General features: G+C 51.4%; 17 protein-coding genes and 1 tRNA gene. 10 read left to right on the forward strand and 8 right to left on the reverse strand.

Going from position 1 to position 17,057, the window contains the following annotated elements:
• Nucleotides 1-199 precede the first annotated feature (199 nt).
• Nucleotides 200-787: a transcriptional repressor LexA gene (gene lexA / locus NT140_01710; protein ID MCX5830605.1), complete on the forward strand. Its 588-nt coding sequence runs from the start codon at nt 200-202 to the stop codon at nt 785-787.
• A 670-nt stretch (nt 788-1,457) separates the two neighbouring features.
• Here lexA and NT140_01715 read toward each other — a convergent pair.
• From NT140_01715 to NT140_01725, 3 genes are all read right to left on the reverse strand, one after another.
• Nucleotides 1,458-1,727: a hypothetical protein gene (locus NT140_01715; protein ID MCX5830606.1), complete on the reverse strand. Its 270-nt coding sequence runs from the start codon at nt 1,725-1,727 to the stop codon at nt 1,458-1,460.
• Nucleotides 1,724-2,182 (reverse strand): D-aminoacyl-tRNA deacylase, encoded by a 459-nt coding sequence (dtd, locus tag NT140_01720; protein MCX5830607.1) that lies wholly within the window; start codon nt 2,180-2,182, stop codon nt 1,724-1,726. The genes NT140_01715 and dtd overlap by 4 nt, the downstream gene beginning before the upstream one ends.
• A 137-nt stretch (nt 2,183-2,319) precedes the next feature.
• Nucleotides 2,320-3,723: an amidophosphoribosyltransferase gene (locus tag NT140_01725; protein MCX5830608.1), complete on the reverse strand. Its 1,404-nt coding sequence runs from the start codon at nt 3,721-3,723 to the stop codon at nt 2,320-2,322.
• Nucleotides 3,724-3,947: 224 nt separating this feature from the next.
• Here NT140_01725 and ispG point away from each other — a divergent pair, with 224 nt between their 5' ends.
• The 9 genes from ispG (at nt 3,948) to NT140_01770 (ending at nt 12,640) form a co-directional block, all read left to right on the forward strand.
• Nucleotides 3,948-4,997 (forward strand): flavodoxin-dependent (E)-4-hydroxy-3-methylbut-2-enyl-diphosphate synthase, encoded by a 1,050-nt coding sequence (gene ispG / locus NT140_01730; GenBank protein ID MCX5830609.1) that lies wholly within the window; start codon nt 3,948-3,950, stop codon nt 4,995-4,997.
• Nucleotides 4,998-5,074: 77 nt separating this feature from the next.
• A complete protein-coding gene (locus NT140_01735) occupies nt 5,075-6,787 on the forward strand; it encodes a proline--tRNA ligase (GenBank protein MCX5830610.1) in 1,713 nt (570 codons plus the stop codon).
• Nucleotides 6,788-6,792: 5 nt separating this feature from the next.
• Nucleotides 6,793-8,949, forward strand: a complete 2,157-nt coding sequence (locus NT140_01740; GenBank protein MCX5830611.1) for a bifunctional (p)ppGpp synthetase/guanosine-3',5'-bis(diphosphate) 3'-pyrophosphohydrolase — start codon at nt 6,793-6,795, stop codon at nt 8,947-8,949.
• A gap of 285 nt (nt 8,950-9,234) precedes the next feature.
• Nucleotides 9,235-9,948: an N-acetylmuramoyl-L-alanine amidase gene (locus tag NT140_01745; GenBank protein MCX5830612.1), complete on the forward strand. Its 714-nt coding sequence runs from the start codon at nt 9,235-9,237 to the stop codon at nt 9,946-9,948.
• A gap of 173 nt (nt 9,949-10,121) precedes the next feature.
• The gene (gene rph, locus NT140_01750) at nt 10,122-10,844 is read left to right on the forward strand and encodes a ribonuclease PH (protein ID MCX5830613.1); all 723 of its coding nucleotides are present in this window, start codon (nt 10,122-10,124) and stop codon (nt 10,842-10,844) included.
• Complete coding sequence (locus NT140_01755; protein ID MCX5830614.1) at nt 10,841-11,437, forward strand: XTP/dITP diphosphatase; 597 nt, start codon at nt 10,841-10,843, stop codon at nt 11,435-11,437. Before rph ends, NT140_01755 begins: the two co-directional genes overlap by 4 nt.
• Nucleotides 11,438-11,440: 3 nt before the next feature.
• A tRNA-Pro gene (locus NT140_01760) sits at nt 11,441-11,517 on the forward strand.
• Nucleotides 11,518-11,584: 67 nt separating this feature from the next.
• Entirely contained in the window at nt 11,585-12,256 is a 672-nt protein-coding gene (locus tag NT140_01765) for an FKBP-type peptidyl-prolyl cis-trans isomerase (GenBank protein ID MCX5830615.1), read from the forward strand.
• A 147-nt stretch (nt 12,257-12,403) separates the two neighbouring features.
• Nucleotides 12,404-12,640 (forward strand): hypothetical protein, encoded by a 237-nt coding sequence (locus NT140_01770; protein MCX5830616.1) that lies wholly within the window; start codon nt 12,404-12,406, stop codon nt 12,638-12,640.
• Nucleotides 12,641-12,761: 121 nt separating this feature from the next.
• On the opposite strand, the gene NT140_01775 is transcribed toward NT140_01770, so the two are convergent.
• The 5 genes from NT140_01775 to NT140_01795 all read right to left on the reverse strand — a co-directional run bounded on the left by NT140_01775 (nt 12,762) and on the right by NT140_01795 (nt 17,029).
• Nucleotides 12,762-13,454, reverse strand: coding sequence for a flavin reductase (locus tag NT140_01775; GenBank protein MCX5830617.1), 693 nt, complete (start codon nt 13,452-13,454; stop codon nt 12,762-12,764).
• A gap of 137 nt (nt 13,455-13,591) precedes the next feature.
• A complete protein-coding gene (locus NT140_01780; protein ID MCX5830618.1) occupies nt 13,592-14,293 on the reverse strand; it encodes a YggS family pyridoxal phosphate-dependent enzyme in 702 nt (233 codons plus the stop codon).
• Nucleotides 14,283-14,888, reverse strand: a complete 606-nt coding sequence (locus NT140_01785) for a Maf family protein (GenBank protein MCX5830619.1) — start codon at nt 14,886-14,888, stop codon at nt 14,283-14,285. The genes NT140_01780 and NT140_01785 overlap by 11 nt, the downstream gene beginning before the upstream one ends.
• A 31-nt stretch (nt 14,889-14,919) precedes the next feature.
• Nucleotides 14,920-15,756 carry a rhomboid family intramembrane serine protease gene (locus tag NT140_01790; protein ID MCX5830620.1) on the reverse strand — a complete coding sequence of 279 codons (837 nt, stop codon included), beginning with the start codon at nt 15,754-15,756 and terminating at the stop codon, nt 14,920-14,922.
• Nucleotides 15,757-15,772: 16 nt separating this feature from the next.
• Nucleotides 15,773-17,029 carry a TraB/GumN family protein gene (locus NT140_01795; GenBank protein MCX5830621.1) on the reverse strand — a complete coding sequence of 419 codons (1,257 nt, stop codon included), beginning with the start codon at nt 17,027-17,029 and terminating at the stop codon, nt 15,773-15,775.
• Between the last annotated feature and the right edge of the window lie 28 nt (nt 17,030-17,057).

Raw genomic sequence — 17,057 nt, forward strand, 5'->3', positions numbered from 1 at the left:
TAACTCCTGCACAAGAATAACTGGCGAGGAAAGCGAACATCCGCCGCTCACCTCCTGTTCTCAAAATAGATCCCTCTTGAAGAACAGAAAAGCGGACAAATCACGTGCTACAAAACCGGACAATTCTATTTGCTCTTGACACAAAAAAACACAAAAAAACTTCTTGACAAATAGAACAATCGTTCTATATGCTGTAATCATGGATAGTAACCGCACAATAAAAACAGTCCATCAAGCCATCGCTGCCTTCTTCAGGGAAAATAGGCGTATGCCTTCCTATGGGGAAATGATCACCCTGCTTGGCGTAAAATCAAAGAGCGTCGTGGACTTCTGGATCAAAAAGCTCATCAATGCCGACTTAATTGAAAAAGACAGCAAAGGCCATCTGACCTTTTCAAGGAGTTCTATCGGCCTGCCCATGGCAGGTTCAGTTCAAGCAGGTTTTCCGTCACCCGAAGAAGAAGCCCTCTGCGACGTCATTTCCATGGACGAATACCTGGTCACCAGGCCGGAGGCATCTTTCTTGCTGCGTGTTAGCGGTGATTCCATGATTGGCGAGGGCATCATGGAAGGGGACTTGGTCATCGTTGAAAAAGGACTGGAACCGAAAGAAGGCGACGTCGTTATTGCTGAGGTTGATGGCGAATGGACCATAAAATACTTCCGGAAGCAGGGTAAGCAGATAATTCTGGAAGCAGCCAATCCCAAATATCCCATTATCAGACCTCAGCAGGAACTAAAGATTGGCGGCATAGTTTCCGCAGTTGTCCGCAAATATCACCACTAGCGATATAAAGATTAAAGATTATTGGTTTATTGCCGATAATAGTATTGAAAGGAGCGCATTATGACTACCATCGCAACGACTTTTTCAAGGCATATAAGAACGCCAAGACCAGCTTATAGAACTTTTTCAATGCCCAACTATGTTACGCAATTCTGCTATGTTATAGAACATTCCGACTGGGATCAGAAAATCCTTGCCTATGAAGCTCGGGTGAATAAGATCTGTGTGGGCATAATCATCGCTTCTGTTCTTTTCTTTGTGCCAACTTTGGTAAAAGTATTTCTGCGATAGGCGCCACAATCTTCTGGGGTTTCTTTTTCTTACCTTGCCATTATGGTGAACCGCGATGTCACGAAAAAAAATGATAATATTGGGGATGGTTATCGGTTCTATTGCCGGAGGGTATATCCCCTCACTCTTTGGTAGTGATGACCTTATGATCTCACTTCTGGGAAGCTCTGTTGGTGGTATTCTCGGCATCTGGATAGCATATAAATTATCCGGATAGCTTATTGGTATGGGTTTCCTGACCAATAAAAATTTTCATATTTTTATATCTTGAGAAAACCATCACACCGGCACATAAACTCCCCGCTTCGTCGTTTTTATCCCGCCCAACCTTGCCGCCCGGCTGGTGATGGCATGGATCTGCTTTGGGGTCATGCCTTTTTCAGCGGCCACTGCTACTTTTTATGAATGCCGGATCTCTCTCAAGCTCCTTGGCAAGCTCCTGTATCTCCCTTTGTATTGCAGGTGAAAAAGAATTGAAGGCGCCTTCTGCCCCGGAGTTCTTTCCTGCCTCAACATGGCTGGAGGCATTAGCGCCGCTTTCCTGCATGATCATAAGAATGATTTTTTCAAATCTCTTTTGAATATTCGGCGAGAATTGTGCAAGATTCTGTTCTGCCTGTAATGCAGCGGGATTCTTTGACGCTATCATCCTCCTTGTGAAGATTTTCTACTGTCCAACAGTATTGTTACCGGGCCATCATTTATGAGTTCCACTTTCATCATAGCCTGAAATTCCCCACCGGACACATTATTGATTCTTTCCCGTCCTTTGGAGATGAAGTATTCGTAAAGCAGATTGGCTTTTACAGGATCTTCGGCAGATACGAACGATGGTCTTCTTCCCTTACGACAGTCCCCCAAGAGGGTAAATTGTGAAACCACAAGCATTGCATATGATTTATCCAGCAGCGAATGATTCATTTTACCCATTTCGTCATCAAATATCCTTAAGTTTATTACCTTATCCAGAAGATAATCAGCATCTTTGTTATCATCGCCGCGTTCAACACCGAGAAATACCAACGCCCCTTTTTCTATAGAAGAAATCTTCCTGTTACCAACAAATATGGCTGCACTACCCACTCTCTGCACGACAGCTCGCATATTAATGATACCGCCTTTCTATCCAAACCGAAGTGCTTAGCCAAAAAGCATAGCTGCCTATTGCATGCTCAACAGCCTCAATGACTGTAGGGGCACGTGGCAACGTGCCCCTACAGATCGCTTAACGATTGCGTTTTTTACCGTCCCCGCCAGCAGCAGAGACAGAGCTGCTCTTCCTTGAGGCCAATGGCTTCTATCATATCTTCAATGTGCAGGTATTTGAGAGACGTCACATTGAGGTCACAACGGATCCATTCAAGCATATTCCTGTATTTCTCGGAGCGGTGATCCAGATATTCCTCAATGTTCTCGATGTCTGCACCCTCAATGGCCCGGATGGCCCGACGGGAAGCCAGTTCCGCTTTCGACCTTGTCGAAGAGGCAAAAGTGCAGGGAAACATCAGGGGCGGACAGGCCGGACGGATGTGGATTTCCAGGGCGCCGTTGTCAATAAGCTTCTTGACAGTAAAATTCTTCAGTTGTGTCCCGCGCACGATGGAATCATCGCAGACAATCATCCGGCTGTCTTTGATGACGCCCCGGATGGCGTTTAGTTTCATGGTCGCCACAAGATCCCGGATATCCTGGGAGGGCGGGGTGTAACTCCGGCCATAACCCGGTGTATATTTTACGAGCGGCCGCCGGTAAGGAATGCCCGATTCGATGGCGTATCCGATGGCATGACCGACGCCGGAATCAGGAATCCCGGTGACAAAATCGGCCTGGACGTCATCGTTACGGGCCATGGCTCGGCCACAGCGCTCCCGGGCGTTTTCCACGGTAACGCCCTCATAGACCGATGAGGGATCGCCGGTGTAGATCCAAAGGAAGGCGCAGACGCGTTTCTCCGCGTTTTCTCCTTTGAGGTTTTTCAGTCCTGACAAGGATAGCAGCGTGATTTCACCCGGTCCCAAATGTTTTACCAGATGGTATCCGAGGTTTGGAAAGGCGCTGACCTCGGTTGCGACGGCAAATCCCGTCGCCCCGTCAATGCTTTTCTCGCCGATGGAAAGGGGGAAACGACCGTATTTATCCCGAGCGGCATAGACGCCTTCGGGGGTCATGATCAGCGCACAGATGGACCCTTCAATGGCATCCTGCATCTTGACGATGCCGTCAACAATGGAATCGCCCTGATTGATCAATTTGGCCACCATCTCGACGGTATTGATCCCTCCACCGGTCATTACGCTGAAGGACGCTCCCTTGTCCATCAGCTCTTTCGTGAGCCGTTCCTTGTTGGTGATCAAACCGGTTACGGCAATCGCGAAGGTGCCAAATTTGGAACGCACAATCAGGGGTTGGGGCGATTCATCGTCAATGGAGCCGATCCCCTGATAGCCGAACATTCTTTTGTAATCCTCAACGAAGCGGGATTTGAATTGCGCCTGGCTGATGCTGTGAATGGTATTGTAAAACCCGTGATCTCCAAAAATGGAGAGTCCGCCGTTTTCCGTACCCAGGTGTGAATGATAATCGGTCCCATAAAACAGCGTCTTCGGACAATCCTGCCGCGATACAACCCCAAATAAACCGCCCATTCTGGCCTCCCAAATTGTTTAGAAAAATGACAATTACTTCGTTTGATCAATAATACCTATTTGCATGGGGGTTATAAGCAGCAACGGACATGTATGTCAATGAGATATTGGTCACAAAATGTGGGCTCAAATTACACGTTGCCTGATTTCCCTTCTTCATGTTATATCTTAAACAAAACGAGGCGTTATTTTATAGATTTTCAGGAGCTCAATTGCCAACAACAATCGTCAGAAGGGATACGCGGCCTGTTATTCTGGGCGGCGTGCAGATAGGCGGCGCGGCACCGGTAGTCGTGCAGTCAATGACCTGTACCGATACCCGTGATATTAGAGCCACCCTGACTCAGATCAGCGCCTTGGCTGCGGCTGGTTGCGAGGTGGTCCGGGTGGCGGTTCCCGATATGGAAGCTGCCGCCGGCCTGGCGGAGATAAGAAAGAATAGCCTGATACCGCTCATTGCGGATATTCATTTTGATTATCGGCTGGCGCTGGAGGCTATCCTCCAGGGTGTTCCGGGGGTACGCATTAATCCGGGCAATGTCGGTAAAAGGGGAATCAAGGCCATTGTCAATTTGGCCAAAGAAAGAGGGACGGTAATTCGTATCGGCATTAATTCCGGTTCTCTCGAAAAGGATATATTGACCCGGCATGGCGGGCCCACGTCGGCCGCCCTGGTGGAGAGCGCTTTGCGGAACGTCGCCCTGATCGAGGATATGGATTACCGATTGCTCAAGCTGTCTCTGAAATCTTCCGACGTGGTGACGATGATTGAGGCCTATCGCGGCATCGCGGCAAAATGTTCCTATCCGCTGCATCTGGGCGTGACGGAGGCAGGCACCTTGGTCAACGCCGCCATTAAATCCTCCCTCGGCATTGGTTTGCTTCTCCATGAGGGCATCGGCGATACCATCCGGGTTTCCGTGACGGGTGATCCCGTCAGCGAGATGCGGGTAGCCTATGGTATCCTGCGCGCTCTGGGCATCAGGAAAGTAGGGCCGGAGATCATTGCCTGCCCCACCTGCGGCCGCTGTGAAATTGATGTCCTGAAACTGGCGGAAGAGGTAGAAAATCGTCTTGCCGGTTCGAAGACCTATGTCAAGATTGCCCTCATGGGTTGCGTGGTAAATGGACCGGGGGAAGCCGCGGAGGCCGACATCGGCATTGCCGGGGCGCGCGGTTTCGGCTTTCTTTTCAAGAAAGGCAAAAAGATAAAGAAGATCAGAGAAGAAGAGTTTGTGAAGGTATTGCTGGAAGAAATCAATAATATTTTATAACCCCGATGAACGGGATAAGTGCGTTAACGAAATTGTTTCCCGTCGGGAAGCAATTTCTAACTTACTAAGGAGGTTGCATGCGTTATTCGGAGATGTTTCTGCCCACGGTGCGGGAAATCCCTGCCGATGCGGAGACGATCAGCCATCAACTGATGATCCGGGCCGGAATGATCAGGAAATTGACGAGCGGTATTTATTCTTACCTGCCCCTTGGATATATTGTGGTGCGCAAGGTGGAGCAGATCGTTCGGGAAGAGATGAACCGGGCCGGCGCGCAGGAGGTTTGTCTGCCCGTGGTGCTGCCGGCGGAACTGTGGCAGGAATCGGGCCGGTGGGATCATTACGGGAAGGAACTGCTGCGCTTTAAAGACCGTCATGACCGGGACTACTGCCTCGGTCCGACGCACGAAGAGGTAATTACCGATCTTGTCCGTCATGAAATTAAGAGCTATCGTCAACTGCCCAGGAATCTTTACCAGATTCAGACCAAGTTCCGCGACGAAATCAGGCCGCGTTTCGGCGTCATGCGGTGTCGGGAATTTGTAATGAAGGACGGCTACAGTTTTGACGCCGATGAGGCAGGCACGGATATTACCTACCGCAGGATGTATGATGCCTACCAGCGCATCTTCGAGCGGTGCGGCCTCAAATTCCGCGCCGTTGAGGCCGATTCCGGCAATATCGGCGGGAGCTTTTCCCATGAGTTCATGGTCATCGCCGCTTCGGGCGAGGATGGCCTGGTATTTTGCAGCGCCTGCGACTATGCCGCCAATCTGGAAAAGGCGGAGGCTCTACGACCGGCGCAAGAGACCACGGACCCGGCAACATTTCTGCCGCGGGAAGAGGTGTTGACGCCCGATGTCAAGTCCATCGTCGAGGTTAGTAATTTTCTTAAGTTACCCCCCGAAAAACTTGTAAAAACAATGATCTTTAATGCCGACGGGGCGCCCATTGCCGTACTGGTCCGGGGTGACGAGGAGATCAATGAGATTAAGGTAAAAAATTACCTGGGTTGCACGACCCTGGAATTGGCCGATGATGCCCTGATTAACTTGGTAACGGGCGCTCCGCGAGGCTTTGCCGGGGCCGTCGGCATAAAGAGCGAGATCATCGCCGATTATTCCGTCCTGAACATGACCAATTTCGTGATGGGCGCCAACCGGGAAGATCACCATCTGCTCAACGTCAACACCGGTCGGGATTTCGCCGTCAAGGCCTTTGCCGATTTGCGGTTTGTGAAAGAATCGGACTGCTGTCCGCGCTGTCAAAAACCAATGCGGCTGGCCCGGGGCATTGAAGTCGGGCACGTCTTTAAACTGGGGACCAAGTACAGCAAGGCGATGAAGGCGGTTTATCTGGATGCGCAGGGCCAGGAACAAACGATGATCATGGGCTTCTACGGCATCGGTATCGGGCGCACGGTTGCCGCCTGTATCGAGCAGAATAACGACGAACAGGGCATCGTCTGGCCCCTGCCGCTGGCGCCTTACCAGGTGATTATTACGCCGGTTAACGTCAACAATGAGGCCCTGGCGACGGCGGCCGAAGGTATGTATAGCGAACTTGAGAGCCGGGGTATCGCAGTACTCTTGGACGACCGGGATGAGCGGGCCGGGGTGAAGTTCATGGATGCCGATCTCATCGGTTTGCCGCTCCGGGTGACTATAGGCCCCAAAAGACTGGCCGAAGGCCAGGTGGAAATAAGGGAAAGACGCAGCGGCGAGGTGCTGGTAATGACGATCGCGGCGGCGCAGGATTATATTGTGGACTATATCAAGCGTAAAAGCTGAATGTTATGCTGCGAATCACGGATATTCTGGATAAGGCGCAACTCTTTCTGCCGGCGGCCGAGCTGGAAATGATCGAGAAGGCCTACATCTTTTCCGCGTCTGTCCATCAGGGCCAGATGCGCCTGAGCGGTGAGCCTTATCTGACCCATCCCATGGAAGTGGCCGGCCTGCTGACGGACATGAGAATGGATAGCGCCGCTATTGTCACGGGCTTGCTGCATGACACTGTTGAGGATACCTGGGCCACTACAGCCGAGATCGAAGAGGCTTTCGGCAAGGATGTTGCTTTTCTCGTAGATGGCTTGACCAAACTCAGCAAGATCAGCTTTCGCAGTCAGGAAGAGCATCAGGCCGAAAATTTCCGCAAAATGATTCTTGCGATGTCGGAAGATATCAGAATCCTGATGGTCAAACTGGCCGACCGAATTCACAATATGCGCACCCTGGAATATCAGACACCGGAACGACAGCAGTTTATCGCCCAGGAAACGCTGGAGATTTATGCCCCCTTAGCCAACCGGCTCGGTATCAACTGGATGAAGACGGAGTTGGAAGATATGTCCTTCCGGTGGCTTAATTTTGAGGCGTACAATGACCTGGCTAAAAGGGTTGCCAAGACGCAGGAAAAAAGAGATCAATACACCAATGAAGTGAAGAGCCTCATCCACAAGGAACTGGAAAATTTCGGCATTAAGGGGGAGGTAGAGGGTCGGGCGAAGCATTTCTTCAGCATCTTTCAGAAAATGAAGGAACAGAACCTCAATTTTGATGAAGTATATGATCTGATCGCCTTCCGCATCATTCTGGATTCAGACACAGATCGGACGTGTTATGAGGTATTGAGTATCGTCCATGCCCTCTGGAAACCGGTTCCCTTTCGCTTCAAAGATTATATCGGCATGCCCAAGGCCAACAACTATCGTTCTCTGCATACGACGGTCATCGGCCCCTATGGCGAACGAATGGAAGTCCAGATCAGAACGCAGGAGATGCATAAATGGGCGGAAGAGGGCATCGCGGCCCATTGGCGTTACAAGGAAAAAGGGGCTTACCCGGCGGCTGATCAGGAGCAGATCAAGAAGCTGCGGGATCTGCTCGATTTCCAGCATGATCTGGCCAATCCGCGGGAGTTCATGTCGAACCTGAAAATGGCCCTTTTTCCTGATGAGGTGTACGTCTTTACACCGAAGGGAGATGTGAAGTCCTTTCCCAAGGGTGCCACTCCCATTGATTTTGCCTATAGCGTCCATACGGATGTGGGGAATCGCTGCATCGGGGCCAAGGTGAACAGGAATATCGTGCCTCTCAAATATGTCTTACGGAACGGGGATACGGTGGAGGTCGTAACCCAGGTCGGGCATAAACCCAGCAAAGACTGGTTGAAATTCGTCGTTACCTCCAAGGCCATCGCCAAGATCAGGGGCTTTGTGAAGGCCGAAGAAAGAGAAAAAAGCCTGGCTCTAGGTAAGGAACTGCTGGAAAAGGAGTTCCGGAAACAACATCTGAAGTTTAATCAGTTGCTAAAATCGGATGAAATGAAAAAAATCTTCACGGAACATACCCTCAATGAGCCGGAAGATCTTTATCTGATTGTTGGTTATGGGAAGTTATCGCCGAAATATGTGGCCAACCGGTTCATAATCGAAGAGCCAGTAGATAAAGAGAAAACAGGTGCGGAAGTCAAGAAAAAGAAAACCGCGCCCCCCACCATACCGGGGATCTCACTGACCGGCATTGAAGATGTCATGGTCCGGTTTGCCAAATGCTGCGATCCCATCCCGGGAGATGAGATCTACGGCTATATATCCCGGGGCCGGGGGGTGACCGTCCATACCGCACAATGCCCCGTTATCAGGAGCATGGACACTGACCGGCTGGTGGATGTCGCGTGGAACATCAAGGGGGATCTGAAGGGGAAACATACTTACCCCGTTCAGATGAGGGTCGTTTCCATTGATTATAAGGGAGTTCTGGCGGAAATCAGCGCGGTTATCGCGGCCCTGGACGTCAATATCAGCCATGCCGAGGTGGACACAACCTCCAGCAACCAGGCTGTATGTAATTTCACCTTGGATGTCAATGACTTGAAGCATTTTGACAAGGTGGTGGCAGAGATAAAAAAATTGAGCAAGGTGCTCTCCGTGGAAAGGCTGAGGAAGTGAAAACTGATGGTCTCGTAAAAAGTTGTAAATAATACTTCCGTTCATGGTTCGACAAGCTCACCATGAACGGAGTTGCTGTAAATACCGTAGCTTATATAGCATACTGCCGCTCATCCTGAGCCTGTCGAAGGATAAAAGAGACTTTTTACGAGGTCGTAAAAACCTGCTTTCGTAATTTTAGCTGGTAAAACGAGCCCGAAGGGATATTGTATTGACAGGCCATGAATATTTGCTGTATGAGACGCGGACTCTAACTTTGCTATTCATAGTTAAAAGGGAGATGGAATGATCATGTCTGTGAAGTGCGGAAATATAATCTTTCTTCTGCTGATGGGGCTTATGTTTTCCTGGCCGCTTTTCGGGGCGGAACGCCTCCCGGTGAAGGACGTTGTCGTCATTGACCCTGCTCACGGAGGCGACGATAAGGGTGTTAAATTGACCGATGATCAGAATGAAAAAGACATCACCCTGAAGATTGCACAGGCGTTGCAGAAAGAACTGCAGGCGAGTGGGAACATCACGGTGCAACTGACCAGGACGGCTGATCGGGATGTGCCGGTGGCCGAGCGGATCAAGATGGTGCAATCCGCCGGAGCCAGGATGCTGATCAGCCTCCATATAAACGCCGGATTTGGCAAAAAAGCAGCCGGTTATGAGGTTTATTTCCCCGGTTTTAATACTGCTCCGGTCGGCAAGAATGGCGGCAAGAATGGCGCCGCAGGAATTATCAAGGATATGGCGGGCAACAAACATCTTAACGGGAGCGTTGCTCTGGCGCAGAATATCATGCGCAATCTGCAGGATCTGTTTCCCCGGAAAGAACGGGGTCTGAGGGATGCCCCGGTTCCGGTTCTGGAAGGATTAGCCCTGCCGGCAGTGGCGGTGGAAATCGGCTTTGCCACCAACCTGGAAGACAAGAAGATAATTACCGATGAAAAAGGGCAGAAGGCTGTGACGCTGGCCTTAAGCAAAAGTATCAGAGAGTTTCTCCGTCATTAGTAAGTTAGAAATAATTTCCTGCGTTTTTCCGGCAGGAAATTATTTCGTAAACTTATTAGAGAGTTAGAATTTGCTTGGCTGTGACAAGCAAATTCGTTAACAAACTTATCCCGCTCAGCGGGACTTATCCCGTTTATCGGGGCCGGAATTAATAAGTAATGAGGTGTAATTCCTTGCGTCTAAATGGCAGAAAATGTGATGAGCTTCGCGATCTGACCATCACCAATCACTATCTCAAATTCCCCCGGGGTTCCGTGCTCATGGGAATGGGGGATACGAGGGTAATCTGTACGGCAACCATGGAGGACAGGGTGCCCGCCTTTCTAAAAAATTCCGGGCAGGGCTGGTTGACGGCCGAGTACTCCATGCTGCCGGCTGCCACCCAGAATCGCAATCCCCGTGAAGCCGCCCTGGGCCGGGTAGGGGGGAGAACGCACGAGATTCAGCGACTTATAGGTCGTTCCCTGCGGGCTATCACCGACCTGAAGGCGTTTGGGGAAAGAACGATCTATATTGACTGTGACGTCATCCAGGCGGACGGAGGCACGCGCACGGCCTCTATAACCGGCGCCTTTGTGGCGCTCGTGGATCTTTTTCGTGATTTGCAGGAACGGGGCCTGGTGAATCATCCCCCGGTGAAAGACTATCTCTCCGCTGTCAGCGTGGGGATTGTGGCCGGGGAAGCGCTGCTCGATCTCGATTATGAGGAGGACTCCCACGCGGAGGTGGACATGAACTTTGTCGCGACGTCAGGCGGCCTTTTTATCGAGGTGCAGGGCACGGCCGAGGGAATCCCCTTTCGCCGCGATCAACTGTTGGCTATGACTGATCTGGCCTTGAAAGGGATTTGTACCCTGACTTCGATGCAGAAAAATGTTCTGGGGGAACTAAACTGACGCGCGTCGTATTGGCCACCAGGAATAGCGGCAAGGTAAGGGAGATAAGGGAAATGCTGGCGGGCCTCGATGTGGAAGTTCTTTCCCTGCTCGATTTTCCCGATGTTCCGGAGATCAGGGAAGACGGCCAATCCTATCTGGAAAATGCCCTGCAAAAGGCCAGGACGGTGGCGGAGTTTACCGGGGAAATAGCGTTGGCGGATGATTCAGGGTTGGAGGTTGATGCTCTGGACGGCACTCCGGGTATCTACTCGGCGCGTTTCGCCGGCCCGGATGCAAATGATGCGCAAAATATCCAGAAGCTTCTGGAAGCGCTCAAGAGCGTGCCGCCCGAAAAGAGAGGCGCCTCCTTTCATTGTGTGCTGGTCTTTTCTCGCCCTGATGGAGACCATGAGGCTTTTACCGGCAATTGGCAAGGACGTATCCACAATTTCCCCCTGGGAGAGGGCGGCTTCGGATATGACCCCGTTTTTTTCCTGCCCGACCAGGGCGTGACGGTAGCACAATTGCCGCCAGGGGAGAAAAACAGGCTCAGCCACAGGGCGCAGGCTTTTGCCAAGCTCAAGGAATGGTTGCAAACGGAAAAATTATGAGGACGGGGCGTAGCGCAGCCCGGTAGCGCGCCTGCTTTGGGAGCAGGATGTCGAGTGTTCAAATCACTCCGCCCCGACCATATATTTCCTCAACCTTCGCACACGTTAGTCTATCTATGAGGAGTAACTATGAGATCACGAATATTTTTGTCAGCGCTTTTGATTATTCTGGCTATGGTAACGTTAGCTTTTGGGGAGGACGAGTTAAAGAATAAGGAAGACAAGCTGAGCTATGCACTGGGCCTGAACATTGGGAATAGCTTTAAGCAGCAGTCCATTGAGATTAAACCAGACATTTTCCTCAAGGGGATAAAGGATGCATTCGCCGGTGGTAAACAGTTACTGAGCGATGATGAGATCCGCGAAACTATGGTTGTGCTCAATAAGGAATTGGCTGAGAAAAAGGCTGAAGCTATGAAGAAATTGGCTGAAAAAAACAAAGAGGACGCCGTAACGTTCTTCGCGGAGAATAAGAAAAAGGAAGGGGTAAAAACGCTTGCCAGCGGTTTACAGTACAAGATTATAACTGAGGGGAAGGGCAAGAGCCCCAAGGCGACAGATACTGTAACCGTTCATTATCGGGGCACGCTTATTGATGGGAAGGAGTTTGACAGCTCTTACCGACGCGGTGAACCGGCAACTTTCCCGGTAAATGGTGTCATATCTGGCTGGACGGAAGCCCTTCAGTTAATGAAAGTGGGCTCAAAATGGCAACTTTTTTTACCGTCAGATCTTGCCTATGGAGAAAAAGGGGCCGGTAATCTTATCGGACCCAATGCTGCGCTTATCTTTGAGGTAGAGTTGATCTCGGTAAAATAAGGCGAACAATCCCAAGGTTAAGCACTGCTTACGTAGCCCTTTTAATGATTTCCCTCATTATTAATTAAATGGTATAATGAAGCAGTTATTACGGTTGTGCAGGTTGAAATACTGCCGCCCCGACCAATTTCATCATGAGGAGGAATTATGCAGGAAGCAATACCTCAAGCAATACCTCAAATGGTACCCATTATGAAGGAAGCAATACCTCAAATGGTATTCATAGTGATACTTTTAATTAATTTAACCACCTCGCTATTAGACTCTAATCGTAATTTTAAGGCAAGTCTCATCTCTACAAGTATTTTAGTGGCGATCACCTATTGGGGGGGCTTCTTTCAACCACTATTTATTCTCATAAATTCCCTAAATGGTAGAATGTAACAGGCAATTTGAAGATTGCTCATTATTCACTTTAATCTGAAAATCCCCCCATCCCCCCTTTACCAAAGGGGGGTTAAAGGGGGATTTTCATGTTTCGTTGTGTTCGCCTCGGGTATGGGGGTTAATCGGCAGAAAAGTTCGACTTATCGGCGCCGCAGACCGGGCATACCCAGTCTTCCGGCAGGTCCTCAAATTTTATCCCCGGTTTAATGCCCGCATCGGGATCTCCCGCCTCGGGGTCGTAAACATATCCGCATACGTCACATGTATATTTGGTCATGCTAACCTCCTTCGATTTTGTTTTTGGTTCCTCCGCCTGGTAGGTCGGCGCTGTTTTCGGCGCCTTGCCACCCTTGACGGCATGATAATAGGCGTAGGTCATCGGTTCGGCATCGTTTAGCACGTCGCAGTCCTTCACCTCGCCGAGAAAAATCCGGTGCGTGCCGCAATCGAATTCTGCGATCACTTCCGCTTCCAGCATGGCCACGCAGTGTTCCGTGACGATGGGAACGCCGGTTATTCCGGCCCGGTATTGCACCCCCTCAAACTTGCTGATATCGCGGCCGCTCTTAAAACCAAAACGGCCGATAAAATCCATCGGTGCCGCCGTGGACAGGATGGAGACGGAAAATTTCTTGCTCTCCCGGATGAAATCATGGGTCAGGTTAAGCTTGTTGATGCTAACCCCGATCGTCGCCGGTTCCGAGGTAACCTGGAAAGCGGTGTTGGCAATCTGGCCATTCAGTTTGTTCCCGCTGCAGGAACTGACCACATAAAGACCGTAACTAAGTTTGTAAAATGCCGATTTATTCATGGCGTCTGCCTCCCCCTTTTGGGATTACTTGTGGGGCATTATTGTAGTAAAATCGCTCGCTGTCAATCTTTTTGTCTCGGGCGGGTTTGAAACCCGCCCCTACAGTTTTCAGGGCGATGCCGAATCAGGAGGCGCCTCTACGGCCTTTCCCCGAATATTCCGCGTCCTATCCTCACCAGCGTTGCCCCTTCCTCGATAGCTACCAGATAGTCATCCGTCATCCCCATGGAAAGTTCCTGCATCTGCACATTCGGGAGTCCCGCCGCCTTGATGGTTTCCTGGAGTTCCCGGAGGCATTTGAAATAAGGCCGCGCCTTTTCCGGGTCGTCAAACCAGGGCGGGATGGTCATTAGCCCTTGGAGGGAGAGGTTTTCCATCTGGGCCACGCTCTTGGCGAGCTCCAGGGCTCTCAAAGGTGAAACGCCCCCCTTCGTTGTTTCCTCGCCCGTGTTGACCTCGATCAGTACCTTCATGATTCTGTTTACGGCCTTGGCCCGCTTGTTAATTTCGTGTGCCAGCTCTACGCGGTCCAGGGACTCAATCATATCGAAAAGTCGGACCGCCAACGCCGCCTTGCGGGTCTGTAGATGGCCGATCATGTGCCATTCCAAGAGGTCTCCTGCCTGCTCCAGCAGCGGCTTTTTGCGTGCTGCCTCCTGAACATAGTTTTCCCCGAGGATCATTATTCCCGCCGCGAGGGCTTCCCCGATCCGCGCATCGGCGACCGTTTTTGTGACCGCCATCAGTTTAATATCCCGGGCATCCCGACCGGCCCTGGCCGCTGCGGTCAACATATTATTTGCTATATCATTGATATTAGACAGGATATCAGCAGTCATGGTTGCCTCCCGGAAATTTAATGGCGCCCGCCAGTTTCAGCAAATTTACCGCCTCGCACAGAGGCAGGCCAATGACATTGGTATAAGAGCCGTGTATTTCCTTGACAAAGAAAGCTCCCCGTCCCTGCAGGGCATAGCCCCCCGCTTTGTCATAGGGTTCATCGGTACCAACATACCAGTCCATTTCTTCCCGGGAAAGATCCTTGAAGATCACCTCTGAGGCCACCACGTCGCTCAAATTGATCTCCGTCGCCCGGCGTGTCACGGCAATGCCCGTATATACCCGATGCTGACGTCCGCTCAGCTTGTCGAGCATTGCTCTGGCCTCGCTCTCAGTGGCCGGCTTTCCTAAAATATCGCCATTAATAACCACGATCGTATCGGCGCCGATGATCCATGCCTCCGGATAACGGCAGGCGACCTCCCCGGCCTTGGCCACGGCCAGGCGGCGCACGTGCCCGGCGGGTGTTTCTCCCTCCAGCGCAATTTCATCAATACCGCTCGGCAGGACCTCAAATTCCAGCCCCAACTGTTTCAGCAGTTCCCTGCGGCGGGGGGAGGCGGAGGCCAGAATGAATCTATCCAATACTTTTATCCCCATAATTACTTTTCTTTCTTGCCCCCGACTAAAATAAATAAACGTAGGCCGTCTGGAAAACAACATAAAGCAGCACGAGGCCGGTCAGGACAAGGCATCCCTTGGCCAGAGCCTTATGCAGGATTGTCTCCCGCCGTTCTTCCACATAACCCAGCCACCACGCAAACAGGATGCCGGAGGCAAGACCTCCCCCATGCGCCCAGTTGTTGATGCCCGAAAATAACAGGCCATAGATGACCAACCCGACGACCCATCCCATTGCCTGCCTGTAAATGCCCTCGCCGTAAAAACCGCCGCGCGATTTTCCATAGTAGAGGATGGCGCCGATCAAGCCGCAGATGCAGGCCGAAGCGCCGATGGTAAAGGGAACACCGGCCAGGAAAGATAAAAGAAAGCCCGTAACGCCGGTCACGGTGTAAATGATGACGAAACGGTTCAGACCGTACTCCTGGACCACAAAGGGCCCTAATTGCACGAGGGCGATCATGTTGAAAAAGATATGCATCAAGCTGCCGTGCAGAAAGGAGGCCGAAATGAGAGTCCACCAGCGCCCGAAGCCGGCAATGGGAATCGTTCCCGTTCCCCCGAGGATAAAAAGTCCTTCCTGGGAAGGGGAGAGCAGCGTAAAGGGATTGGCCGACAAGCCGATGTTGGCGGCGCTGAGGAGCAGGGACAGGATAAAGAACCCCGCATTCAGATAGATAATGATCTTGGTGATGTCTATGGAAAGATTGTTAAGGCCGCCATAAAGGATATTGCGGGCGCCGGGCTTGGACAGACCGCAATAGGGGCAGGCCGGCTCATCGGCGCTGATGAGCTTGCGGCAGTTGGGGCAAAGCAGGGAGGTGCGTTCTCGGGAAGCCATAATCATCCTTGCTGCGTTAAAAAAACCTCATAATCACGGGGATCGCGACGAAGGTGCCGATGGAAGTCGTCAGGTTGACAACTGCGACCAACAGCAGGATGCGCGTAATTTTGTTGCTGAAAAAGCCGCGGATGCTCGTGATGTCCTCGGCCAGAGCGAGAAAGTCAGCCACCTTGGGCTTCCTGATCGTGGCCTCCGTAATCCCCGCCACCCATCCGGCCGCGATCAGCGGATGGAGCGTGGTAAAGGGAGCGGCAAAGGCCGATGCCATAATCGTCAGCGGATGGGCCAGCAAAATAAGCGCGCCCAAGCCGGAGAAGGCGGCTGTCACTGCGGACCAGCCCATGATCATATTCATGCTCGCGCGGATGCCGGACAAAAATAAACCGGCCACAAACAAACCGATAATAAAAAGGGGAACAAACCAGACGATGATCCCTCCCCAGATGCTGGCGGGCGGTATCGTCAGCAGCGGTATGATATTGATATCTTTACCGATATTCTCTATGACGCCTTTGACATGCCCGGCGCCGATGACGGCGACGATTTTAGGCCCCGGCGCCTGACCGATGGCATAAGCCAGGTATTGGTCCCGTTCGTCAATCAGGATGGTCTTGATGGACGGCAGCTTGTCGGCCAGGGCGCGCATGGCAAGCTCCAGGGTGTCATGCTGTTTCATCTGTTCCACTTGCTCTGCCGTGATATCTTCCGTGATGAACAGGGAAAGCAGCATTTCCGGCAACAGTTTAACCTTGCTGATAAAGCCCATGCTCCTCCAAGTGCGCAGGAGGGAAATCCTGATATCCCGATCCACAGGCACGATTTCCGCATGGTATTTTTTGGCCGTGACAATGGCCCGCAACATATCCTCGCCGGGATTGACGAGGAACTTTTTGGCCATCTTTTTCTGGATGGATGCCAGCAAGAGCTGGAAGAGCAGTAAGGAGGCGCGTTTTTCGCGAATCACCCGGACGATGTCCATCTCCTGCCATTTATCTTTTTGCTGCAGGGCCTCCAATCGGGCCGGGCAGAGTTCCACGCAGACGGTATCGGGATTCTCCCGCGCGATGATCCGCTCTACCAGGTCGGCGCTTTCTTTAGATATATGAGCCGTGCCTACCAAAATGATCTCTTTGCCGTTATGGATCAGGCGCTGTGCATGCTGCTCGTCTTTTGACCCGACGACTGAGGATAGGCCGCTGGACAAACCGCCCGAAGACGAATCCGAAGCAGATATGCCCTTGCCATCCTGTAACGTTTCGTTATGAGTCATTATTTCCCTTTGTCGCTTTTCTCACAAG

This window comes from Deltaproteobacteria bacterium, assembly GCA_026388415.1.
In the GTDB taxonomy this organism is placed as follows: domain Bacteria; phylum Desulfobacterota; class Syntrophia; order Syntrophales; family JACQWR01; genus JAPLJV01.

Bases quoted from the DNA above. Each gene is read 5' to 3' on its own strand.
- NT140_01775 (MCX5830617.1), bottom strand. From the start codon at position 13,454: ATGAATAAATCGGCATTTTACAAACTTAGTTACGGTCTTTATGTGGTC.
- NT140_01770 (MCX5830616.1), top strand. From the start codon at position 12,404: ATGCAGGAAGCAATACCTCAAGCAATACCTCAAATGGTACCCATTATG.
- NT140_01780 (MCX5830618.1), bottom strand. From the start codon at position 14,293: ATGACTGCTGATATCCTGTCTAATATCAATGATATAGCAAATAATATG.
- NT140_01735 (MCX5830610.1), top strand. From the start codon at position 5,075: ATGCGTTATTCGGAGATGTTTCTGCCCACGGTGCGGGAAATCCCTGCC.
- NT140_01745 (MCX5830612.1), top strand. From the start codon at position 9,235: ATGATCATGTCTGTGAAGTGCGGAAATATAATCTTTCTTCTGCTGATG.
- NT140_01740 (MCX5830611.1), top strand. From the start codon at position 6,793: ATGCTGCGAATCACGGATATTCTGGATAAGGCGCAACTCTTTCTGCCG.
- NT140_01790 (MCX5830620.1), bottom strand. From the start codon at position 15,756: ATGGCTTCCCGAGAACGCACCTCCCTGCTTTGCCCCAACTGCCGCAAG.
- NT140_01725 (MCX5830608.1), bottom strand. From the start codon at position 3,723: ATGGGCGGTTTATTTGGGGTTGTATCGCGGCAGGATTGTCCGAAGACG.
- dtd (MCX5830607.1), bottom strand. From the start codon at position 2,182: ATGCGAGCTGTCGTGCAGAGAGTGGGTAGTGCAGCCATATTTGTTGGT.
- NT140_01715 (MCX5830606.1), bottom strand. From the start codon at position 1,727: ATGATAGCGTCAAAGAATCCCGCTGCATTACAGGCAGAACAGAATCTT.
- lexA (MCX5830605.1), top strand. From the start codon at position 200: ATGGATAGTAACCGCACAATAAAAACAGTCCATCAAGCCATCGCTGCC.
- NT140_01795 (MCX5830621.1), bottom strand. From the start codon at position 17,029: ATGACTCATAACGAAACGTTACAGGATGGCAAGGGCATATCTGCTTCG.